This is a genomic window from Verrucomicrobiia bacterium (assembly GCA_036405135.1).
Lineage (GTDB): Bacteria > Verrucomicrobiota > Verrucomicrobiia > Limisphaerales > JAEYXS01 > JAEYXS01.
On sequence record DASWYF010000025.1, the window covers coordinates 38,830 to 62,554 of the forward strand.

The 23,725-nt window shown below is 57.1% G+C and carries 16 protein-coding genes and 1 riboswitch; of the genes, 9 read left to right on the forward strand and 7 right to left on the reverse strand.

Annotated features, from left to right (window positions below):
- Positions 1-37 precede the first annotated feature (37 nt).
- The 3 genes from VGH19_13105 to VGH19_13115 form a co-directional block, all read right to left on the reverse strand.
- A complete protein-coding gene (locus tag VGH19_13105) occupies positions 38-1,354 on the reverse strand; it encodes an MFS transporter (GenBank protein ID HEY1172305.1) in 1,317 nt (438 codons plus the stop codon).
- A gap of 60 nt (positions 1,355-1,414) precedes the next feature.
- Positions 1,415-4,060 (reverse strand): sigma-70 family RNA polymerase sigma factor, encoded by a 2,646-nt coding sequence (locus VGH19_13110; GenBank protein HEY1172306.1) that lies wholly within the window; start codon positions 4,058-4,060, stop codon positions 1,415-1,417.
- A gap of 137 nt (positions 4,061-4,197) precedes the next feature.
- Entirely contained in the window at positions 4,198-4,647 is a 450-nt protein-coding gene (locus tag VGH19_13115) for a CBS domain-containing protein (GenBank protein ID HEY1172307.1), read from the reverse strand.
- A gap of 341 nt (positions 4,648-4,988) precedes the next feature.
- Between VGH19_13115 and VGH19_13120 the strand changes: the two genes are divergently transcribed.
- Positions 4,989-5,594: an SMI1/KNR4 family protein gene (locus tag VGH19_13120; GenBank protein ID HEY1172308.1), complete on the forward strand. Its 606-nt coding sequence runs from the start codon at positions 4,989-4,991 to the stop codon at positions 5,592-5,594.
- Between the two features lie 11 nt (positions 5,595-5,605).
- On the opposite strand, the gene VGH19_13125 is transcribed toward VGH19_13120, so the two are convergent.
- A complete protein-coding gene (locus VGH19_13125) occupies positions 5,606-8,578 on the reverse strand; it encodes a PVC-type heme-binding CxxCH protein (protein HEY1172309.1) in 2,973 nt (990 codons plus the stop codon).
- Positions 8,579-9,256: 678 nt separating this feature from the next.
- Positions 9,257-9,421, forward strand: a riboswitch (cyclic di-AMP (ydaO/yuaA leader).
- Between the two features lie 147 nt (positions 9,422-9,568).
- On the opposite strand from VGH19_13125, the gene VGH19_13130 reads away from it, so the two are divergent.
- The 4 genes from VGH19_13130 to VGH19_13145 all read left to right on the forward strand — a co-directional run bounded on the left by VGH19_13130 (position 9,569) and on the right by VGH19_13145 (position 13,391).
- A complete protein-coding gene (locus VGH19_13130; GenBank protein ID HEY1172310.1) occupies positions 9,569-10,879 on the forward strand; it encodes a potassium transporter TrkG in 1,311 nt (436 codons plus the stop codon).
- 190 nt (positions 10,880-11,069) lie between these two features.
- Complete coding sequence (locus VGH19_13135) at positions 11,070-11,204, forward strand: hypothetical protein (protein ID HEY1172311.1); 135 nt, start codon at positions 11,070-11,072, stop codon at positions 11,202-11,204.
- 293 nt (positions 11,205-11,497) lie between these two features.
- Positions 11,498-12,544: a hypothetical protein gene (locus VGH19_13140; GenBank protein HEY1172312.1), complete on the forward strand. Its 1,047-nt coding sequence runs from the start codon at positions 11,498-11,500 to the stop codon at positions 12,542-12,544.
- 145 nt (positions 12,545-12,689) lie between these two features.
- Positions 12,690-13,391, forward strand: a complete 702-nt coding sequence (locus tag VGH19_13145; protein ID HEY1172313.1) for an HAD family hydrolase — start codon at positions 12,690-12,692, stop codon at positions 13,389-13,391.
- On the opposite strand, the gene VGH19_13150 is transcribed toward VGH19_13145, so the two are convergent.
- Both VGH19_13150 and VGH19_13155 read right to left on the reverse strand, forming a co-directional pair.
- Positions 13,363-14,112 (reverse strand): class I SAM-dependent methyltransferase, encoded by a 750-nt coding sequence (locus VGH19_13150; protein ID HEY1172314.1) that lies wholly within the window; start codon positions 14,110-14,112, stop codon positions 13,363-13,365. The genes VGH19_13145 and VGH19_13150 overlap by 29 nt on opposite strands.
- A complete protein-coding gene (locus tag VGH19_13155) occupies positions 14,109-15,503 on the reverse strand; it encodes a glycosyltransferase (GenBank protein ID HEY1172315.1) in 1,395 nt (464 codons plus the stop codon). Before VGH19_13155 ends, VGH19_13150 begins: the two co-directional genes overlap by 4 nt.
- A 97-nt stretch (positions 15,504-15,600) precedes the next feature.
- Between VGH19_13155 and VGH19_13160 the strand changes: the two genes are divergently transcribed.
- Positions 15,601-18,066, forward strand: a complete 2,466-nt coding sequence (locus tag VGH19_13160) for a YfhO family protein (protein HEY1172316.1) — start codon at positions 15,601-15,603, stop codon at positions 18,064-18,066.
- A gap of 279 nt (positions 18,067-18,345) precedes the next feature.
- On the opposite strand, the gene VGH19_13165 is transcribed toward VGH19_13160, so the two are convergent.
- Entirely contained in the window at positions 18,346-19,992 is a 1,647-nt protein-coding gene (locus VGH19_13165; GenBank protein ID HEY1172317.1) for a hypothetical protein, read from the reverse strand.
- A gap of 87 nt (positions 19,993-20,079) precedes the next feature.
- Between VGH19_13165 and VGH19_13170 the strand changes: the two genes are divergently transcribed.
- The 3 genes from VGH19_13170 (at position 20,080) to VGH19_13180 (ending at position 23,709) form a co-directional block, all read left to right on the forward strand.
- Entirely contained in the window at positions 20,080-20,565 is a 486-nt protein-coding gene (locus VGH19_13170) for a SprT-like domain-containing protein (protein HEY1172318.1), read from the forward strand.
- Positions 20,566-20,787: 222 nt separating this feature from the next.
- The gene (locus VGH19_13175; GenBank protein ID HEY1172319.1) at positions 20,788-20,976 is read left to right on the forward strand and encodes a hypothetical protein; all 189 of its coding nucleotides are present in this window, start codon (positions 20,788-20,790) and stop codon (positions 20,974-20,976) included.
- Between the two features lie 372 nt (positions 20,977-21,348).
- Positions 21,349-23,709, forward strand: a complete 2,361-nt coding sequence (locus tag VGH19_13180) for a DUF1592 domain-containing protein (GenBank protein HEY1172320.1) — start codon at positions 21,349-21,351, stop codon at positions 23,707-23,709.
- The last annotated feature ends 16 nt before the right edge of the window (positions 23,710-23,725 follow it).

The window sequence follows — 23,725 nt, forward strand, 5'->3', positions numbered from 1 at the left end:
CTTCGGGCAAAGGTCAATGCATGGGAAAAGGTGCGCCTTAAGCCTTCATACCGTGGCCATTCTGAGCTCGGCAGCGGCGGGCGATGATCCAGACGACAATACCCGCCGCGAAAAAGAGGATCGGCAAGGTAGCCAAACTGCGTCGGAAGATTTCATCCTCATTTCCAGGCATGCTCATGCCGTGGATCTGGTAGATGCCCGCATACACAAGCAGCATGAAGCCGTAACCAAAATTGAAGATAAGCCCGCGAAAACTCAGCACTGTAGCGCGCTGCCGCGAATCCACCAACTGGTTCAGGTAGTGCGACATGAAGAAATTCATAAAGCCCATGCCGATGCGCATGAGGAGCGGGAACATAAGCCCAAAGTAAGGCAAGGCCACGCCCAGACCGATCAGGCCCAAGGCGTTCAATAGAGCTACGAGACTGAAGTTAAAACCTTGCGGGCGATTCTCCGCGAGCCAGCGCGACAAGATAGGCAGACCAAAACCCATGGCGGCAAACACCGCACCGATGATGCCGAAGGAAAATTCAGGCAGTTTAATCAGCCGGTAATATTCCGAACCTACCGTGAGATAAACGCGTGTGAAACTATCGTGCAACAAACCCACCACCAGCAGGCCGAGCACGGCTGGCGTACGCAGAATCCAGCCACCAGCCTGCCGCATGAGATCTATAGTGCCGCTGGCTTCGGCCGTATCCTGATGAGTGACCAGCTTTGCTTCCTTCAAACTCAAGCAGGCAAAGAAAATGACCGCCGCCGAAATGAGCGTGAGAATCACCGGCAGGCGCATGGTGAGGGATTTATCCACCTGCCAGTCCAAGCCCAGCATGCCACCGATGGATTGGATGAAGATGGGATCGAACACCGCTGCGCCGACGAGCATCGCCACGGTAAAGCCCAAGGCCTGCCAACGCATCATGGCTTCCAGAATGCGCGGCCATTCGTTTTGCATCCCTGCCTCCACCAAAGAATCATAGGCGAGCGCTTCATCCGCGCCGCTGGCCAAGGCCTCTGCTGCGCCACTAAGGATTCGATTCAAGAGGAATGCACCGAGCACCAGTGCATGATTACCAACGGGCACAAAAGCGATGATGGCCATTTCCAGAACCATCAATGCAGCGGCTAACTTGACCATCAAACTGCGGCCAAAACGATCCGCCAAAGCACCGGAAGGGACTTCCAAGCCCACGATCGCGGCTGCCCAAGCGACGTTCAGCAAGGCGAACTCGCCCATGGAAAGACCGTAATCCAGGAACATCACCGCGAAGACAGGATAATAGAAGCGCGCGTTGAAGAGCATCCGGAACAGCACAAAGAGCCGTACGTTCCGGGGGTACTTCGAGAGATTCATGCGCTGCGTTTCAGGGACGCAACGAAAGGTAGGAAAAAGGCATCGGCTTGGCCAGAGCAATCAAGGCTCAGACAAAGAACGGACCGGAGCTTGGGGATTTTCTTTTTGCTCACGAATGACGCGCTGCAAGCGCTGCTGGCAGAGCCAAGCTTCGATCTCATCGCCGGGGACCTCATCCGGCTGGCGATTGGAACGCACTCGGAATTTCCAGTCCGCCAAGTCATCAATGCGGTTCAGCCCATCAAGGATGCGAAGGACCTCAAAAGCGCAAAAGGTATCGCGGGCATCGCCGCGAATGGAAAGTTTCCGCTCACCTTGCATGGGTCTGCCAAAGAAAAACCCTTCGCCGCGATGCAGCCGAAGAACACCTTGGATGCAGGCCTCGCGGTCAATGCGATCCAAACCGCCCAACAATTCGAGCGCCGCCACGACATTATAAGTATCTGCCAGAACCGGTGAATTCACCGTCGCAAACAGACCTCGTGCCTGACGCCAGTTCGGCAACGGAGGGCGATCCGCATAAGCCGCAGCAGAGGTCACCTGCCAGGAAGCCAGTTGCCGGATGAGTTTCTCGCGCTCCAACAGATCAAGGCTGTTCACTTGACGCAAAAATCGCAACCGCGCCATCTGCCATGACTCCAAGATTTCTATCGTGTATTCAGCATCGTCAATGCGCACGAGCCTTTTCGAAAGCATCCATCTCGCGGATGCGTGCCGATCCTTATGGAGATATTCCGCCATTTGTTCCGGTGTCACTTGAAAGTCAGCGAGCGTGAACCATCCCGCTGCCAGTGCTGGCCCAAGCATTTGTGAATAGTTCAACCGGACCAGCTTTTCAGGCACAGCCACCTCCGCGCCAAACCCCTGAGATTGCAGCAAGTGGCTCTGCAATATCCTCAAGGTTTCCGGCTCGAAATCTTCTTTCGCCGGACGAACGAAAGAATGCAGTAAGGCAGACACTGCTCTATCGCCCAGCATATCTTTGTCAGATTTATGGCTGAATTCTCGCAAGGCAGAGCGGATTTCCATTTCACTACGAGCGACCGGCTTGAGGTTTTCAAACCAAAGCGGGCGACAATACAGAGCGAGCAAAAGTCCGGCAAACAAGGGCAAACAAATCCCCATGACTAGCCGTTGCCAACGAACGCCTTTGGAATGAACGGGAGGAACTAGGAACACCACTTCATCAGAAATCTCTCCCAGACTCCGTCGGGCCAAGACCAAATCACCCGCTCGGAAATCTCGCCAAGACTGCGCCACCGCCGCCTCGACTTGTTTTTCGAGAGTGGCGGTGGCGCATAACCCACCTGCCTCCATGGCGTGCAAAGCGGTCAAATCTTCCCGCCCTAAATGCGCCGACACCAAGCCGTCCCATTGCAAAACAACAGATGACAAACCCATTCTAAAAGGGATAAAGACTCGCATCATATTGCTCAAAAAAGAGCCCTTCACCGGAGGTAGAAACAACTGTAGCCCTTGCTTATTCCAGCGATAGTCATTAGCCAGCCATTTGCTCCCCAAGAAGCGGGCGAAGGATAGCAATCCGTCACTATTCAACGTCGTAACCAACTGTGCCTCAATTTTTCTCTTCGGCACCAAGAGATTTTGGACGGCGCGAAGGAACAGGTTGTAATCCATTCGAACCGGGCGTTCGCCCGAAAAGAGCGAGATAAAACTGGAAAAGATCACGGATAGAGATACAGCCGTCATCGGCAAAACATCCAAGGCTACCGCCACGAAAACGGCATAGATCACGCAAGTTCCCAAGACACTTACCACATAAAACCGGTTACGATTGATGGTCAACAAACGCAATCCAAGGGCGGTAGGGATTGATAATAGGAGCGTCAGAATGCAGAGAGTTTTTCGTAGCCCCCACGTGGCTGTCCCCAATTGTTGGAGCACTACAAACAAGGCCAGAAGCAGAGGGAATCCCCACAAGAAACTCCGGCTGAAATGGTCATGCAAACGAGTTCGAAAACCGTCCGGCTCGCGAAAGTTTTCCCGCTCCAGCTGGCGTGAACGCCACGCCAATAGCATGCCCGGCAACAGGCCGATCAATCCAAGGAACGGCGCCAGCAAAGATGGTAGCACCGATTTACTCACGGAGGAAAACACTTTGGCTCCCAGTCCCAGCCCCGCACCAGTCACCGCTGCTTGCGCTGAAGAAGCGGTTAATATCGAAAGCATGATGGCAGGCACCAAGGGCTTGGACGGTCGCAACTTGGTGAGTGATTCATCCAACGCGAGCTCAAGTTTCTCGCGTAACGCGCCTTTTGCCCGCAGCAGACGCACGCGAAATGCCGATTCTGAAATCCCCAGAGCTTTCGCCGCCTCTTCACCGCTTTTACCTTCCAGATAGAACAGGACCAGACACTCGCGATGCACCGGGGACAATTGGGTCAGGGTTTTTTGAAGGGTATCCGGATCGTAACTCTCATGAGAATCATCGGAGGTTTGAGCCACAGGCTGATCCAAGGCCCAGCGCTCGCGCTTTTCCAATTCACGACGATGCCGCAGGCCAACATTGATGGCGGTATTGCGGGCTATGGAGGCGATCCAGCCGGAAAATTTGGTTCCATCTGCCAGCAACCACAGACGGTGAAAGCCTTTGATGAAAGTTTCTTGTGTCGCCTCTTCGGCCAGCGCCACGTCTCCCAAACGGCTCCATGCCACACCGAAAACGCGCCTTTCATGGCGCTCCACCAGTTCACGGTAACGCTCCGCATCACCCGCACGCACTGCAGCTACAGCAGCGGCGTCCTGTCCCAGTTCATCCATCGTTTCGGTGCCCATACTTCACGAGCAAGACACCGAGGACGAGGATTTGTTACATAGAAAAATTAAGCGTAGCTGCTGCCGGTGATGTAGCTCTCCAGCTGGATGATGGTGGCGTCTTGGGCGGCTACGACCCATTTGATGAGATCGCCCAAGGAGACGACACCCACCACGTTGCCATCATGCATCACGGGCAGATGGCGCACGCGGCGTTCGCTCATGATACGAAGGGCATCCTCAATACTGAGATTCAACGGTGCCGTGATGACGGGCGAGGTCATGATCTCATCCACCAAGGTCTGACGGGATTGGCGGCCTTTCAGGATGACTTTGCGCGTGTAGTCGCGTTCTGAAAGCACGCCGAGCAATTCGCCCTCCCGCATGACCATCACGCTGCCGACATTATGATCGGCCATCATCTGGATGGCCTCGAAGACGGTCGCATGAGGAGAGATGCTCCAGAGCGCCTGGTTTTTCTGGCTAAGAAGGTGGTCGAGAGTCCCGTGAGTTTGCATGATGGATGTGTTGGTTGGGCGGAAGACCCAGCCGCAGGCGGCATGCCCTGAAACCCTTTACCACCACGCGGATAAATCTCCGGCGTTGGTTTTGGTTGATTATGTTAAAGATAGCTTTTTTCCGTGAGCCGCGCAAACGTGAAACGGATTTATTTTCCCTCGCAAAATGGCCCGGCAGAACGGGTGACATCACCCATTTTGCAAGTCGTCTGGCTGCGGCAACACTCGACACTGGCACATTGTCCCACTATGTTGCGGCGAACACCTGAGCATGTTTTCGACATGATGACGTTTGAAGTCATACGTCGCAGGCCGTCACGTTCGGGGTGTTGGGGATAATCATGGAACTCGTGCAAGTGACATATCAGGGGCCGCCAGTGGACGATCCCGAACTGTTCGAACTGCTGCCGCCGGAGCTGCGCGCCTTGCTGGAGCAGATCAATGGCTTCGTCCAATTCAGTGGCGGCTTGCACATCCGCGGGGCCAGCCGTGATCCTGAGTGGCACTCCCTGCGCCGTGTTTGGATGAGCGAGCACGCTTTCCACACATATTACCGTGCTATGGGAGCCACGGACATCCCCTTCGGCCAAGATTATCTCGGAAACCAGTTTCTTCTACGCAATGGCCTCGTGGCGATGATGGAAGCCGAACTGGGCCACATCACTGAACTCAACCTCACGTTGCCCGATTTCATCGAAGCCGTGCAGGCTGATCCCAACACGACCTTAAATCTCGAACCCCTCTGGGCCTTCCAGCAGGACAATGCCCCGCTCGAACCCGGAGAACTCCTCCATGCCGATCCGCCACTGTGCAGCGATCAGGCCATGACCGGTTACACCCTCACCCGCAAGCCCGCCGTCCAACACCTCGCCGACCTTCGTGCCTATTACACCAAGATCAAGGTCATGTCCGACACCGGGCGCATCAACGCGAAGAAGGGTGAGTAAACTTTCTACGCTCAGTTCCCTTTCAGAAAACCGATCAAGTCCGCCAGCTCCTGCTTCGTCATCGTCTTCTCCAGTTCCTGCGGCATGAGCGACAGGCTCGTGGATGCCATCTTCGCGATATTCGCCCTCAAAATCGTGTCCTCCTGGCCCAAGGCCCGCTTCAACGTCACGCTCGATGCCGTCTCCGATGCCAGCAATCCCGTGAGGCTTTCGCCATCTTTCGTCTCCACTTCGTAACTGATGTAGCCCGGATAAATCTCGAACTCGGGCACCAAGATGTGCAGGAGCAGCACTTCCGCCGTCTGGTTCTTCACACCCGTAAGATCCGGCCCCACATTCGCGCCATCGCTACCGAGCTTGTGACACGACGCACACGCTTTCTTGAACATCTCATGGCCGTTCTTAGCGTCCGACTTCAGCGCCAAGACCGATTTGTATTCCTCATACACCTTCATGCGATCTCCGCCGCCTCCGCCTTGGAACAGCACTTCCGCGCGCGTGCGGATCTTCTCATCCTTATGCTTCGTCAATTGCGTCCGTCGTGCAGGGGTCAGCGACCATACCTGCACATGTCCCGCCTCGACCGCATCCAGCAACGCCGGCAGGAAACGCACCTGTGACATCGCCGTGCTGATCACGGCCTCACGCACCGGCGGCGAATACGCGCGCCAACGTTCACGGCCCAGCAACGTCTCGCCCACCTTCACCTCGTTCATCACACCCAGCGAACGGATCGCCGCGATCTGCAATTCTTTCGCCTGCTTCGGATCAACCAGGCTCAGCAAAATATCTCCCGCCTGTGCGTAATCCGCCTGTGCCAGCAATCCGATGGCCGCGAGGCGCCGGGCATCACCTGCTTCCACATTCTGCACCGCCTTCAAGGCGCGTTCGAAAAGTGCCTTCACCACGCCAGTGGCTTCAGCGGAATACGCCGTTTCCATCGCCACCAAATTCAACACGGGCGAACTTTCCTTCCCCTTTACCTTGCCGCGCAAGCCCTCCGCCACGCCGCTCAGAAATGCCAGCGGCCAGTCCGGCTCCGTCTCTGCGTTCACCAGCGTCAGCAGGTAGATCATTTTCTCCGGCGGCTGGCTCGCTGCCAGTATCTGCCCCATCGACTGCATGAGCACGGGATTCACCGGCGTACCGCGATTCCCCTCCTCCACCAGGCCTTTGAACAATTCATCCGCCTGAGCACCGATGGATGTCAGCACAGCGGCACGTGTCCACTTGTCCTCGCCGTCACGCAACGCGATGCGCAACAGAGGTGCGATGCTCCGCGAATCCTTTCCTTCCCCGAGAGCCAGCGCACATTGGAACCGCACCCGCGCATCCCGGTCCTCCGCCGAGCGGCTGATCACCTCCACCAGGAATTGCGAATCCGTATAACTGCGTTCCGCGATGGCCAAACCCATCTCCCGGATGTCCGCCGAGGAATTCGCCAGCAGCCCGCGCATGAAATTTTCATCCCGCGGCCGCGTGGCAAAAGAAGCCGAAACCGCCGCCGCCGCGCCGTAATCATTTCCCCGTGCGCGTGACAACCGCTGCATCTCCGTGCGGTTCATCCCGTCCGGGTTCTCGATCAGGCGCCGCCGCGCCACTTCTCGCACCCAGCCGTTCGTGGCCATCAGCTTGCGCATGGCCTCATCGGCACTCAACTTTGCCAGGTTTGGCAGCCGTTTCTCCGCCAATTCCTTTGCCGGGATCTCCGCGCCCACCACGCGATAGATACGGCCCATGTCTTTGCCGCTCTCGAAATCTGCCGTCTTGCGGATGTTCTCCGGCAGATACTGCGGGTGATCCACCACCCGGCGATACATGTCGCAGATATACAGCGCGCCCTCCGGCCCCGTCGTCGCATACACCGGGCGGAACCAGCTATCCGCCGTCGCCAGAAAATCGCTCTTCTCATCCGCCGGTTCCGAACGGAACGAAGCCCCGTTGAGCAGGAGCACCTGCCGCTGCACCAGGTTCTGCGCCGGCTCACACACGAAGACATCACCCACATGTTTCGGTGTCAGCGCACTGCCGTAAAATATATGACTGCCGCACGCCGAGGTGAATGACCCCGCATGCGGCGCGCTCATCAAGCTGGGCATGAATGACGCCGTCGTGCCATCCGCGCTCAACGGATGTACCTTGCCCGCATCACCCGAAGGCGCGACATCCTGCACCATCTCGGAAAAAGCATAATGCGGATTCCGCTTCAGATGCCGCGGCTCCAGCACGATGTGTTGCAACGGATTGCGATTCGAGGTGGTGAACCTCCGTCCAAACGCATCGAACGTCATCCCGTATTGGCCCGTGCCGCCGAGCACTTCGAATTCAAACGTGCGCGGATTGAAGCGCGAATCATTCTTCGTGAACTTCACCGCCGCCATCTTCCGATTCTTCGGCGACGTGATCTCTCCCCCCGTCAACCCGCTCGTCAGATAGATCCAGCCATCCGGCCCAAGCGTCGGATGACTCACGCGCAACTGCGTCGTCTGGTTCGTGCCGAACCCCGTCAACCACACCTCCCGCACATCCGCTTTGCCATCGCCATTCGTGTCTTTGAAGTAAAGCACATCCGGCGCGCACGTCACGATCCAGCCACCCATCCACCGCTGCAAACCGTTCGGATACGTCAGCCCATCCGCGAACACCGTGCGCTTCTCGTAGTAACCATCGCCATCCACATCCTCCAGTTGCGCCAAGACACCCACCGGCGGCTTCCCCTCGCCCGGTCCCGTGGGATACCCGCGATTCTCCGCCACCAGCATCTTCCCCGATTCATCCCACGCCACCGCCACCGGACTCGCGATCTGCGGTTCCGCCGCCGCCAGTTCCAGCCGAAGCCCGTCCTCCAGCTTGAACCGCTTCACCGCCTCCTTCGCTGGCACCGCGACATCTGCCGCACACAGGGACACCACACCCGCCAGCCACAACATCGCCATGGCCCCGGTCAACCCGCTCCGTGTCCAACCTGTGAAATTCATGCGCATAATATCAACCTGTGCTGCCACCTCGAAGCAACGAGAAAACCGACGCTCCCGCCGCCCAATAATTCAACTAATGTGCTGCCGGATTCCAGCCGGCAGTCCCTACCTTGGCGGACACTTCCGCCACTAACCTACCTTTTTCCTCCAATGTTCCATGTTCCCTTCCCCATTGGCCCGCCGGTGCCACCGGCCCCCGCTCGATGTTCAGAGTTCGATGCATAGGCCAACCGGTGCAACCGGTGTTCGATGTTTCCCCTCCTCATTCTTCATTCCCGCGGGACAAGCTTGCTCGACGGCCCTCCGCATCTGCCCAAACCACCAACTGGCCTGGCTGATCTTCCGATACCGGCGACTCACCGGCCTGCACCACGTTTCCAACTTCAACTCACTCTGTTCCGTCAGCTTCATACTGAACCTTTCTTTTACTTTTCTGCGATCAGTATGTAGAGGGGGGTAGGACATTGGCTGTCCATGCCTCCCCTTTTCTGAAAATATTTTACCCCCCTAACAAACTCGAAATAAACAAGTTAAAACGAAAACCAACAGCCGAGCCTTAATTTTCCCTACCTAAAAATAGCGACAATTCGCGGAATCCGCCTCCTCACTTGTTTGACCTGAAAATTGCCCCAAACCGCATATTTATGCCCGCATTGACAAACCCACCCCATTGTCCGAGCGTTCCCTTGTTCGCAGCCTAAGCTGCCTTGCCTTCCTGCAAGTCAGCACGGGGAACCCAAACTCCCGGGTCACACCGGGACGGGGCGCACGATGCCAGGCAACTGGCCTTCGGGGTCACTTCTGAGACCTAGCCCGTCAGCTAACCTCGTCGGCGTTTGGAAGGGCGGTCCTCTGCGCCGTGAAGTCCACGGCGTCCACGATCACCCCGTTTGAAAACTGATTGGCCTGTGCCGTTGGCGGAGCTTTTGAGCCTCGCTGGCGACGCCGTCCTTGAACATGGACCCGCCTTCCTTGCCGGAGGCGGTTTGGTGAACTGTGAAAAACTGGTTGGTCTCTCTCAAGCCGGCCCAGCTTCTCGTGCTGGGGTTTCTCTCCTACGTCCTCATCGGCACGCTGCTGCTCTGTCTGCCACCCGCGCAGGCGCAGCCTGTCGCGTGGCTGGACAATCTCTTCAACGTCGTCTCCGCCGTGTCCACCACCGGACTCACGACCGTGAGCGTGAGTGACAGCTACACCTTCTGGGGTGAACTGGTGCTGCTCATCCTCTTCCAGCTCGGCGGCATTGGTTACATGACCGTCTCCTCCGCGCTCATCCTCTCGCGCGGCCAGACGCTCTCGCCCGTGCGCCTGAAGATTCTGCACGCGGAATTCTCCCTCCCCAAGGGCTTTGACCTCCCACTCTTCGTGCGCCAGGTGCTCGTCTTCACCCTTCTCATTGAGACGATCGGCACCGCGCTGCTTTACTTTGAATTCCGCGCGGCCGGCGTGGAGAACCCCTTCTGGTCCGCGCTCTTTCACTGCGTCTCCGCCTTTGCCACCGCCGGTTTCAGTTTGAACAACAACAGCCTCGAAGCCTTTGCCGGCAATACCACCGTGAACCTCACCATCGGCGCGCTCTGCTATCTCGGCGCGATCGGTTTCATCGTCCTGCAAGATGCCTGGCTCGCCGCCACCCGCAAGCAGCACACCATCACCCTCACGTCGAAGCTCATCTTGCTCATGACCGCCGCCATCTGGCTCATCACCACGCCGCTCTTCTATTTTGCCGAGCCGTCCATCCAGTTGCTCCCGGCCAAGGAACGCTTCCTCGCCGCCGCCTTCCAGATCATGAGCGCGTCCACCACGGCGGGCTTCAACACCATCAGCATCGGCAATCTTTCCTCCGCTTCCCTGGTGCTGCTGTTCTTCGCCATGATCGTGGGTGCCTCGCCCAGCGGCACAGGCGGTGGTATCAAGACCACCAGTGTGTCCGCGCTCTACGCCATTCTCGCGTCCACCTTGCGCGGACATCGCCAAGTGCAGTTCTGGAAACACGCCGTGCCGCCCATCCGCCTGCGCACGGCCGCCGCTTCCACCACGCTTTATATCAGCCTGATGACCGGTGGCCTGTTCCTGCTTTGCCTGACGGAGAAGCACGGTTTCCTGCCCCTCTTCTTCGAGACCGTCTCCGCCTTCAGCACCGTGGGCCTCAGCATGGGCATCACGGGTGATCTGACCGCTGGAGGCAAATGGATCCTCATCGCCCTCATGTTCATCGGCCGCGTGGGACCTCTCACACTCGGCTTCAGCCTGTTCCAGCGTGAGAATGAAGAAACCGGGACGGTGGAATCGGACGTGGCGGTGTGAGGGACGTGGGCAAGAAAATGTCTCGAAGCCGGAGGCTTTCCTTTTCAGCCTCTGGCTTCCCCCCCAGACATCGCATCCTGAACCATTACGATCGTTTCGACATCACCTCAAAAATCCACTGCGGTTTGCATCCTTGGAGCAGCCTCACAACTTCGCTTGCCGCCGAGACTATTTGGAGAATCCCACTAATATGAGACCAGGCTGGATTTATAAAGATGGAGCAGTCATCGAACTGCCCTCGCTCACGGCTGTCATCAAGAAGAACGAACGCTGGCATGTGCCCACCTGTCCGGAATTAGGTCGCCAACCAGGGCAAGCCCCGTAACCAAGCCCACGCCATGCTCGCCGAAGCCGTGGAACTCTGGCTCGAATGTGTCACACTGTAGAGATGCGGAGCCGTCGCATGCGCGCTTAAGTTCCTGACTCGGAAACGGAATTTTTTCTACCTGAACCCCAACAACGGGGTTCCAATCAATCAGCCCAGGGTTGGTCTGCGACGCAGGAGCAGACCTGCCCTGGGTAAGCACATTGAAATCCCCCCTACCCGGACCGGGTTGCATCCTTTCTGCCTTCAATCCACCTTGAGGACACTCCCTATCTCCCGCATCATCCTTCCAGATGTTCATCCGCCAACATATCGCGCTGTTCTTTATCCTCTGCTTTCACGCATTAACTCTCTCCACCCACGCCGCCGATTCCCAATCCAAACAACTCCTTCGCGATCCCCGACTCCTTCACGGTATCACGCAAGGCTATGCCAATCACTTGCCCGCAACTGAACGCGCCGATTGCCTCACCCGCTGGCAAAGCAAAGGCCTCACCAATGCCCAATGGGCGTTCTGGGAGATCAGCGAGCAACTCCATTTCGCGCACCATCGCGAGACGCCCACGGTGAAAGCTCCCGGCGAATTCATCTGGCAGACGACCAACCTCGCCAAGCAATGCCTCCTCGAAAAAGGCCGCGTGCATCTGCTCTACGATACCGGCAAAGAATGGCGCGAAGGCGGCGCGCTGAACTTGCCGGATAAAAGCGGCAAGCCACCCAAGTATGGCAATCCTCACACCGTCTGGCCTCACTTCCTCATCGGCCAGCACTTCGCCAAAGACAACAATCCACTCACGATCATTCCGGACGCGGAAAAACTGACCTTCGAGAAATACGACCGGCTGCGCCTGCAAGCGAAGGTGAAGCTGAATCGCCTCGTCCGCAGCAGCACGTGGGACCATAGCTCTGACTACAAAGCCCCCAACCACGCCATCTTCTACTTCGCCATCGTCATCATGCCCAAGACGGCGAACCGCGTCGCTGATGGCGGTAAGTTCTACATGCTCGTGCCCGCGATCTATTCGGAAGGTGATAATCGCCACGTGCCCGGTTCCACACCTTGGCTCGGACTCGATCAATTCGGTGATGGCGTCTATTTCTCCGGCAGCCAACCCACACTCGAAGCCGGTCGCAAAATTTCCTATGACATCGATGTGAAACAGCTCATCCGCGAAGGCCTCTCCGCCGCCACGCAGCGATCCTTCCAACACGGCAAGCGCCGCATCTATCGCGCCGAAGATTACTTCCTCGCGTGCCTCCTCGTCGGCTGGGAAGTCTGGGGCGGCTTCGATACGGACATCGAGTTCAGCGACTTGTCATTGACCGGCACCACTAAATAAATCTCGCCATGAACTTCACTCTATAGCTGAAAAACACAGAGGCGCTCCTCACCACCCTCGCCCCTTGGAGGGGAGAGGGCCGGAGTGAGGGGTGCCCGGAACATGTGAAAATCATCCCAATCCCAACTGGCTTTCTCTCTCACCCATGCCTCACATCATCTTCGACATCGACGGCACGTTGACCCATTCCGTGCAAGCAGATGACATCTGCTTCATCCGCGCCCTCGCCGAAGTCTGGAACTTTCACGACGTGGACACGGATTGGTCCAAATACAAACACGTCACCGATGCAGGTCTTTTGCACGAACTCCACGAGACGCGCACTGGTCGCACGCCGGCCAAGGATGAGTTACATGCCTTCCGCGATCACTTCCTCGCGTTACTTGGCCAGATGCTTGCGGAAAATCCCATGGTGCCTATCGCTGGCGCTCCCGCCATGCTCAAGCATCTGACCGGCGAAACTGCATACGGCGTCTCCCTCGCCACCGGTGCCTGGGGCGCATCTGCCAGTTTGAAGATGCGCAGCGCGGGAATGCGCTTTGAAGATCATCCGGCTGCGTCATCGGATGACGCCCCGGACCGTGTGACCATCATGCAGATATCCCGCCAACGCGCCGCGGAACGGTTCGGTGCCCGCGAGAAAGTGATCTACATCGGTGACGGTGTGTGGGATGCCCGCGCGTGCAAAGCCTTGAACTGGCCGTTCATCGGCATCGGCTCGGGTGAGCGCGCTGTGCGTTTACGCGCTGAGGGCGCCCTCGCCGTCCTGCCTGATTTCTCTGATTTGAAATGCTTTCTGAAGGCGCTAGATGATGCCTTCAGGACACAGGTTTCTCCAGCACGATGACACATCTGCCGCCGAAGAGTTTGGGCCAAGGTGTCAGACAGCGGTCCAGCTTGCGGAAAAAAGGCAGCCAACCAAGCGGGTAAAACGCCCGGCGGCTGAAGCCGCCAGCTAAAAAGTAGGAGAAGGCGCTGAAGGGTTCACGATGGCGGACATTCCATCCTTGCAACCACTCGGGCCATTCATCCCGGAAAAAGAGGCGCGTGGTATTGCCTTGTGCGGCGTAGTAATGGCGGGGGCCGGGAAAAACATCTTCCTTACGGATCAGGTCGCCCATCGCCACAGGCTCGTGATGGAACGCCCCATACACCACATAACTGCTCAGGCTGATGTAAGGGTCCATGATGATGATTTTCCCGCCTGGCTTCAGCACCCGGCGGGCAGAACGCAGAAATGCCTTGGGCACTTCCAGATGATGGAACACATCGAACAGCACGAGATGGGAAACGCTCTCATCGGCAAAAGGCAGATCGTAACCATCGCACATCACATCGATGGCCGGACCACGGAACAGATCGGAGCAGACCGCTGTGGGCAGATGAGTTTTCAGATTGCCCATCCCGGAACCGATCTCCAGTACGATGCCCGGAGTACGGACATCGATATGCGGCAGTATCCGCGCATACAGTCCGGCATAAACGGCGCGCAAAAGCGGTTTCTCAGCCCAGACGGCCTGGTTGGCCTGAATCTCCTTTTGATGCTGTTGCAGCGGCAGGGAACTCATGAGAGGAACTTCAACCGTTTGGCTGCGAAGATGACCATCCGAAGCAGCAACCATCCGTGGCTCCAGCGGTGGATATTCGTCTCCCCGTAAGTGCGTGCCTGATAACGAATGGGCAGGTCGATGATGCGCAGATTCAGCTTGGCCGCGCCGAAGAGCAGGTCGAAATCACCGAAAGGATCGAAATCACCGAAGTAATTGCGGTTTCGCGCGATCTCGTCGTACTCCCGCCGGAACACGACCTTGGTGCCGCAGAGAGTGTCCTTGATCCGCTGTCCCAGCAGCCAGCTGAAGGCGAGGCCGAAGCAGTGATTGGCGATCATGTTCAGGAATTGCATGGCCTCGTTTTCCATCGGGTAGACGAGCCGCACGCCGTTCACGAAATCAGCCGTGCCATTGCGGGCCGCTTCGTAGAATTTGGGCAATTCCTCGGGCGGCATGGTGAGATCGGCATCCAGGATGAACAGGATGTCGCCCGTGGCGGCTGCGAAGGCTTCACGCACGGCACCGCCCTTGCCCTTGCTCTGCTGTTTGAGCACCTTGATCTTGCGGTCCGGATATTTGGCCGCGACGCGCTGGATCTCATCCCAAGTGTTATCTTTCGAATGCCCTTCGATGAAGATGATCTCCGTGCCTTTGCCCATCTCGGGAGTGCGTTGCACGGCAGCTTCGATATTACCGGCCTCATTGCGGGCGGGAATGACCACGGAACAGGAGTAATGCCGGTCTGCAGGCACTTGCGGCCGCGGCCGCGCCACCATGAAGACCGTGAGACAAAACGGACGCAGGAAAGGCGCGATGAAGCGGTTCAGGAATGGCCCCAGCAACGGTGTGTTCACCGGCCAGAGGATGCGGGTGTCCGTTTTCACCATCTCCCAGCCGGCGAGATGCAGCAGGTTCTGCATATCAGAACTGGAGAGCCAGTTCTGCAACATGGTGGGAGCTTTTTGTCCCATGCTTTCCGCCGCCGAGAGCATCGGTCGCCAGACGTTGTTGAAGAAATTGATCACGATGCGCGTGCGCGGATGGGACACCTTGTGCAATTGCTCGAGGACGGCCTGCACATCCGGCACATCATTCACCAGATCGGAGAGGATGATGTAGTCAAACGGCTCCAGATCAGGCAGCGCCGCCGCCTGTGCCACCTGAAATTCCAGTGTCGGGTGCCGCTCCTTGGCCAGGGCGACCGTCTGGGGGCTGAAATCGATGCCGACGCCTTGGGACGGCTTCACAGCAGCCAAAAGATCGCCTACACCGCAACCCACCTCCAGCACACGCAGGCCGGGCGGCACGAAAAAGGCGAAGTACCGCTGGAGCAACAGGTGATAGTGACGATTCGCCTCCTGGGGGCGCAAAGCGGCACGAGCGTCATAGAAATCCCGTCGGCTATCCATATCGGACCTAGCTGGTACTGGAGCCGAACACACAAGGCCAGTCCTAAACACGTTTTGCCGCCAATCGGGGCAAGGAACCACACGCGCAGATTCCGGCATGACAAGGGCTTGGAACTCAGGCAACACTACGCCCGATGCAGGACAATACCGCGAGGAATCCGGTCAAGACGCCCGTCAATATCATCAAGTGGTTCACGGCATTGGCCGCCGTGCTGTCTCTGCTTTTGCCTCTCCGGATCATGAAAAAGGCGATTTTGTGAACCAGCCCGATGCCGATCCGAAAATGCGTTTGCTGGCGTGGGCGGAGGCGCATCCTGCACGCGCTTTCGGTGCCTTCCTTGCGCTGGCGCTCATCCTCACGCACCCGGGAGTTTTCTTTGGCAGCAAGGCGTTGTTCTTCCGCGATTATGGCGTGCTCGGTTATGGTTTTGTGCATCACTACCGGGAATCCATCCTGGCGGGCGAATTGCCGCTGTGGAATCCGTACAGTGATTGCGGCGCACCGTTCCTCGCGCAATGGGGCACGATGGTTTTGTATCCGCTCAGCCTGCTGATGGTGGTGCTGCCGATGCCCTGGTCGCTCGGTTTCTTCTGCCTGTTGCACCTTTGGATCGCCGGTATGGGCATGCGGAAACTGGCTGCCGATTTGCGACTGGGGGGCTTTGCCTGTGCGTTGGCGGGGACACTTTATGTGTTCAATGGCGCAACCCTTTCGGGGCTCATGTGGCCGAACTATGCGGTGGTGCTCGGCTGGTTGCCATGGGTGCTGTGGAGCGTGCGCAAGGCATGGACACTCGGCGGCAAGTGGGTGCTGGGCGCGGCGGTGATCGCCACCCTGCAGATGCTTTCTGGTGTGCCGGAACTCATCCTGTTCACCTGGTTCACCGCACTGGTGTGGGTGATGGGGGATTGGTGGCTTCATGGCCGGGTGATGAAGTATTTTGGGCGTTTCGCGGGCGTGATCGCGCTGGTCACCGGACTGAGTGCGGCACAATTGCTGCCGTTCCTGCAAACTCTGGACCTCTCCTATCGCACGCCTGGATTCAGCACGAACAACTGGTCCATCCCGCTCTGGGGCTGGGTGAATCTTTTCCTGCCGATGATCCGGCAGATCATGACGTATCAGGGCACATTCTACCAGGAAGGGCAGCAATTCATCAGCACGTATTATTGTGGTGCAGCGGTGCTGGTGCTGGCGGTCTTTGGCGTGGTGAAGAGTGAGCGGCGGATCCGCTGGGTGTGGGCGGGCATAGCCTTGCTCGGGCTGATACTCGCCATGGGTGGCAACCTGCCCGGCTATGAAGCGGTGCGTAAGATGATCCCCGTGTGGTCGCTGATCCGCTTCCCGGTGAAGTTCATTTACCTCGCGGTTCCTGCGCTCATTTTGCTGGCGGCGTTCGGCTGGCAGGCGCTGGCGAGCGGTCGCGCAGGAGATGCGTTGCGGGAAAGCAGGCGCTTTGGCTGGATCATCGGCAGTGTGGCGGGACTCATGCTCTTGACGGTGGGCGTCGCCTGGGTTTGCCGTCATGGGTATGACAACTGGCAGGTGATCCGCAGCAATACCTTGATCCGTTTCTTTGTGTTCGCCGGTGCGCTGACGCTTTTACGTTTCATCTTGCTGGAGAGCGAGGTGATGAAGCGCCGCCTGGCACAACTGGCGGTGCTCTCGCTTTTCATCGGCGATGCGTGCCTGCATTATCCCAAGCTGAATCCCACACTGCCGGCGCGGGTGTTCGAGGCAAACGTCGTTCGCGAGCATCAACAGCTTCCCAAAGTGACGGCAGAGAATTTTTACCGTGTCTTCATCTCGTCGAAGGCAGAGGACATGATGCTGATGAGCACGGTCCCCGAGTTTGAGCAGGAATTCTTCGGCCGACGTCTCGCCCTGTGGTCGAATCTCAATCTGCTGGACAGCACACCCAAGGTGAACGGTTCCTCCACCTTGCCCTTGAAGTGGCAAAAAGAACTCGAGGATAAAATCTATGCCATGACGAACACACCGCCTCCGGCGGCCTTGCTGGATTTCTTGGGAGCGCGTTATGAGACGTCCCCCAAGTCAGCGGTGGAGTGGGTGGCGCGGACGAACGCCATGAAACTGGTGACAGCGGGGCAGCAGATCATAGTGGAAGCGGATGAAAAGAAAGCCTTGGCCGGCGTCCTCGCGGAGGATTTCAACCCTCGAGAGACGGTGTGGCTATCCCAACCGGTCTCGTCTCCAGACCCGGTGCAATGTCTCCAGGCCAGCGTGAGCAACTTGTTGGTGAAATCCCATGAGATCACGTTTCAAGCATATGCGGAAAAAACCACGGTGGCAGTCATCGCACAATCGTGGCATCCCAGCATGCGAGCCTATGTGAATGACATGCCTGCGCAGGTGATGCGGGCCAACCATGCGTTTCAGGCGGTGGTGATCCCTCAAGGGCATAGCACCGTGCGCATCTACTATCATGACTTCCGGTTTGGTTGGGGGAGAGCTCTTTCGGCGCTTACCGTCTTGGTCATGCTGGTGCTCGCCTGGAATTTCCGGCGCGTTCAAACGTCATCCCAAAACTCTCCTCCTTAGGTCTGAGCATTACCCACAAGTCTATAAAGCGTGAATGAACAAGACTGAGGACAGGGAGAGCTGCGTTTTTCGGGGGCCGGTTTCATTTGAGAGGTCGGCGGTGAAGGCCAAAGTCAGGGCAAAGCGGCAGCTTTGCCCCACCTTAATAAGGGAGTTCCCGCTGGCTGGACGCTGGTGACCACTTATGGGTAATGCTCAGTCCTTAGGTAGGGGAGAGGAAACTAAATTACGTAGCCCGATATCCGGGAGTTGCTTTGTATTGGGATGATCCGCGCTCCATCAAGGAAGCGCATGGCCGGGGTGGCTGCACTTGGGTGCCTCTTCCACGATGGTGACGGAATAGGTGCCATTATTGGGGCACGTGGGCAGGACACCGTTCTTGAGATACTTGGCGACGGCTTGAAGGTTCACCCGGCTTTTATCTGTCTTGCGGGTCTCCAAAGCCCATTGCTGAGTGGCACCATCGATCATCTTGAGATTGGCGATGCAGACATTTTGCTGGGCTTTTTCACGCCCTTTCGCAAAAGCCGGGAAAGCCATGCCGGCGATGATCGGCACCGTCAGAGTTGCCCCGGCGGCGATCAGTATCTTGGCGGGTTCCTGCGTAGTGTTGCCCGTGACGAGCCAGCCGGAATCCGTATTGGAGAATACGTTGAACGACATGTTCGCGGAAGCGGGGTCCATGAACTTTTTCATCAGTTCCAAGGTGAATGTGTCCGTCGAACCGGTCGTGGTGGCTTTATTGGCTGCGGATTGCATCGCGAGGAGCTGCAATTCCGACCAGGTGCGTCCAAAGCGCTGGCTGATGTAATTGAAGCCATTGCCTTGCAAAGGCACATCCTGTGAAAGACGGATGAACTCGGGTGTGGATTTCAATCCCTTCACTTCACCTTTCTTCACGGCCAAGGCTTCTTTGAGCAGCTTGTCAGTGGAAGCGAAGAAGAAATAATCACCGCTTTGGGCCACGGTGGGACGCAAGGGGAAGGGCAGCGGCAGAGGCATCGTCCGCATCTTGAGTCCGGCCTCATCCACTTTGATCATCTGCTGGCTGGGCGGCAGCTTGCTATCCACCAGGTTGAACAGGGTTTGATCTTTCACGCGCACGACGAACATGAATCCAGGTTCCGGCATTTGCGCCGGTTCACCTGAGGCGCTGGGAAAAGGCAACGGCATTTTCTTGGTCTCATCCAGCGTGAGAATGAAGCCCACTTCACCGCCCATAGAACCGAACAGCTTGTCCAAACTCATGCCAAGTTCCTTCTCCGCCAATGCTTTCGTCTCCGCGACGATCTTCTTGGCCTCGGGTACGCCGGTCGCATCGAGTTGTTTTTCAATGACCTGCCAGGCTTTGGGCAAATCGAGATCGCTGAAGGTCGCGAAGGCCGTCGTGGCAGGCAGGTAATCCAGCCCGTCCAAGGTGTGAGGCTTGGAGCCGAGCATGGACCAGACGAAGCCCTTTTCCTTGCCGGGATAATGGTGCAGCAGGAGCTTGGTGCGAAAGAGGCCTTTTTCCCGGGCGATGCCGCTCACACCCAAGCCGCTGATCTCCTCAACACCGGCATCCCGGATGAGACGGGTGACAGAATCGAAGCCGATACCGATGGCGGCCTTATCCTCAGGCGTCAAATTCGGTGCGGCGGAAAAAGCATTCTTCCAGCTCACAACGGACTTGGAAAGACCCTCTAACCAGCGCTCAGTGCTGAGATAGAGATAAAAATCACCCCTTGGATCAAGCTGTGCAGTGACTTCGGCGAAGCTGTTTTTATGGGCGGAGGTAATGGCAGGTTTAGCATCGGATCCACCGGGTGAAACTGGAGCTGACGGATCGGAGGATGATGGGGCTTTAGGTGAACACGCGGAAAAAGTGAGCGCGACAGCCAGTGCCAGACAGGTGAACAGGTGATGGAGTTTCAGTTCCTTGGTCATACCGGGAGCTAGAATTAGGCGGGGGACAGCGAGGTGACAAGAATATCTTAAGGTCCGTTAAATGGTTAAAAGTGAGATCCATAAAAGGTGGATATCCTGACCTGTGGGGACGCGCACCCTGCGCTCCATCACCTACGCTTGCAATCGGAGGCGGTTTGGGGATTCGATGGCGGCGATTTGAAAGACCGGACACAAGAGACGTTGGCGAAGTTGCATCGCGAGTTGGAGCGGTGGTGCACGTTGTGGGGTTTGTACCGGTTATCTCGCGAGGCGAAGATCGCTTTTTCCACGCAACTCGGACTGGCGCTGGGAAAGTGTGATCCAAAGAGCGGGCAGATACTGCTGAACGGCGTTTTGCTATTGCCAGAGAATGAGAAGCTATTGTTCGAGACGTTGTGTCATGAAGCGGCACATATCACGGCGCACTTGCGTTATGGCCCCGCCATCGAGGAGCACGGCGTGGAATGGCAGGAGTATATGGAGAAGGCAGGGTTCGTGCCACGACCAGTGATCGAGGTGAAAGAGGTGTTCGGGTTGGCGGTGTCGGCGCGGACTGATCTGCCTCAAGGGTAGTTTCAAGTGTTCAGTTTTCAGGGGGAGAAGACACGAATTTCACGGATTGGCACAAATTAGGGAGGGGAATTTCCGGGTTTGGATGGGTTTTTAACGCTTAAAGCATTCATTTCCAGATTGTTAGGATGGTTTTAAATATTTTCAGAAAAAGGGAGGCATGGACAGCCAATGTCCTACCCCCCTCTGCATAGTGGACGCAGAAAGATAACAAAAAGGTTCATTATGAAACTGACAGAACAGAGCGAGTTGAAGATGGAAACGGGATGTCGTCCGGCGAGTCGGCGGTATCGGAAGATCAGCCAGGCGAACTGGTGGTTTGGACAGATGCGCCGGGCGGTGGAGCAGGCTTGTCCGACGGAGGAGCCGGTGAAGGTGGCGCGGCAGAGGGTGTTGCCATTGGCGACGGAATGAGGAAAGGAAGGAGTTTCAAGTTTTCAGTGTTCAGAGGGACACGGAAAAGTTAGAGCCTCCTTACGTCGGCTGCTACGAGTTGGGTTCGAGGACGATTTTTTTATTTTGCGGAATGCCAAGGAGGAATGGCCCGCCCTCCGGCCAGTCGGTCAACCAATGACAGGAACCGTCACTGGCCGGAGCTGGTTGTACCAGCGGCCTAACTAGAGAAAAAGAAGAGAGGAAATAGGCCACTGCAAGCGAGTGATAAGCAGATTACAAAGGGGAAGCAAAAAGGGGTTAACAAAAGGAAGGAGAATGGGGTAAATTCAGCTTTGCTTACGTAACAGAAAGTGTTGAATAAGCGTCTCTATACCCAGTCTGATAAACGTGATGTCGTCTCTGACCAAAAAACTGCTGTTGTGCTGTGGTGTGACGGGGCTTTTGCTAGCTGTCACACCCGTGCAGGGTGCTGCCTCGCTGGACTTTAAGAAGGCCGCAGTGCCGTTCATGGAGAAGTATTGCTACGATTGCCACGGCGGTAAGAGCACGAAGGCGGATCTGGACCTGAAGGCGATCAAGGATGACAAGAAGATCCTGGAAGACCACAAACTTTGGCGCGGGGTGCTCCAGCAGGTGAATTCGGGCGAGATGCCGCCAAAAAAAGCCGCACATAAGCCGACGCCGGAAGAAATAGAGAAGTTCAACAATTCGCTCACGGAATCGTTTCACAAGGCGGAGTCCAAACTAAAGCCGGACCCCGGCCATGTGACGATGCGCCGTCTGAACCGTCTGGAATACAACAACACGGTGCGCGACCTGACAGCGGTGGATTATTTTCCGGCGGAGAATTTCCCGGCGGATGACATCGGCCACGGCTTTGACAACATCGGTGATGTGCTGACCATCTCACCAGTGCATCTGGAGCGGTATCTGGATGCGGCGGATGGCATCGCGCAGCGGGCGATCTTCCTGACCTTGCCAAAGCCGAACAGCCGCACGACTTCCTCCAACTTTCTCCGGCCCCGTTATGGCTCTGAAAATTCCACCCGACCGATGACGAACTCGGAGCCGGATGTGTATTACGACGAGCGCATCGACAAGGTGGGTGAATATATTTTCCGGGTCCGGGTCCGCGGCACCAATGCCCCCGGGACGGAACCGGCGCAGTTCGCCCTGCTGCTCGATGATAAAGAGCTGGGCAAATTCACCTGGGACGCCGAGGAAGCGAAGCAAGGCGAGGGGCAGCGTCGCAGTCGGAGTGGATGGAAGGAATTTGAAGTGCCGCTCAGCATGGTAAGCACGGGTGAACACCGCTTCAAACTGCGCTACCTGAACCAGCAACTCGGCGAGGTGACCAACCGCATGCTCTACGTGAACGCTTTTCAAGTGATCGGCCCGGCGGATACCCGCACGGAGTTCATGAAGAAGGCGGATGCAGTGGCGGCGGGTAAGCCGCCGGAACAACGTGTCCATCCGTTGGTGGAGTGGTTCGTGACCCGGGCGTTCCGTCGTCCGGCAACGAAGGAAGAGGTTGCCCGCTATGTCCGTGTATTCGAAGCTGGCAAGGCCGCGAACACGAACAGCTTTGAAGCGGGCTTCCAGCAAATGGTGAAGACGGTGCTGTGCTCGCCGAAGTTCCTTTTCCGCACGGAATTGGATGACCGCCCGAAGGTGAAGGATGCCCATGCTTTGGGTGAATACCAACTGGCCTCGCGCCTCAGCTACTTCCTCTGGTGCTCCATGCCGGATGAAGAATTGCTCGCGTTGGCCGGGAAGAACCAGCTCACGGCCAATCTGGATGCCCAAGTGAAGCGCATGTTGAAAGACCCGCGCGCGGAATCGCTCGTGAAGAACTTCGGCCTGCAATGGCTGCAACTCCAACGTCTGATGGCCTTTACACCGGATGCCACGCTCTTCCAAGGCGTAGATGATCGCCTGAAGAGATCCATGCTGCGGGAGACGGAGATGTTCCTGGGCGAAATCATCCGTGAAGACCGCAGTGTGCTCGAACTGATCGATGCGGATTTCACTTATTTGAACCGGCCACTGGCACGTCATTACGGCATCGAGGACAAGGTCTTCCCGCGTGGACAACGCGACTGGCGCCGGGACAATGATTTCATTCGCGTGACGTTGCCAGATAACACTCGTGGCGGATTGCTGACGCAAGCGAGCATCCTGACGGTGACTTCCAATCCCACGCGCACTTCCCCGGTGAAGCGTGGCAAATGGGTGCTGGAGCAGATCCTCGGCACACCTCCCCCACCCCCTCCGCCAGGCGTAAGTGAATTGGATGAACAACATGAACTCAAAGGTTCGCTCCGCCAACGCATGGAGCAGCATCGGGCAAATCCCGCCTGCGCGAACTGCCATCAGCAGATGGATGCGATGGGTTTTGCGTTTGAGAACTTCGATGCCGTCGGCCGTTTCCGTTCAAAGGATGGTAACGATGTCATCGATCCTTCCGGAGTGTTGCCCGATGGTCAGAGCTTTAAAGGCGCTGGGGAATTGAAAGGCATCCTCAAGGGCAAGAAGGACTTGCTAGCCCGGAATGTGACGGAAAAACTCATGATTTATGCGCTGGGCCGGGGCCTGGAATACTATGACGAGCGGACCATTAAACAGGTGGTCGCGAACATGGCGCAGAACGATTACAAATTCTCCACGTTGGTGACGTCCATCGTGCAGAGCGATCCTTTCCGTCTTCGCCGCGGGAAAGAGTTGAAAGAGAAGAACGATTTGGGTGAATAATAGGCCCAGTCAGCCT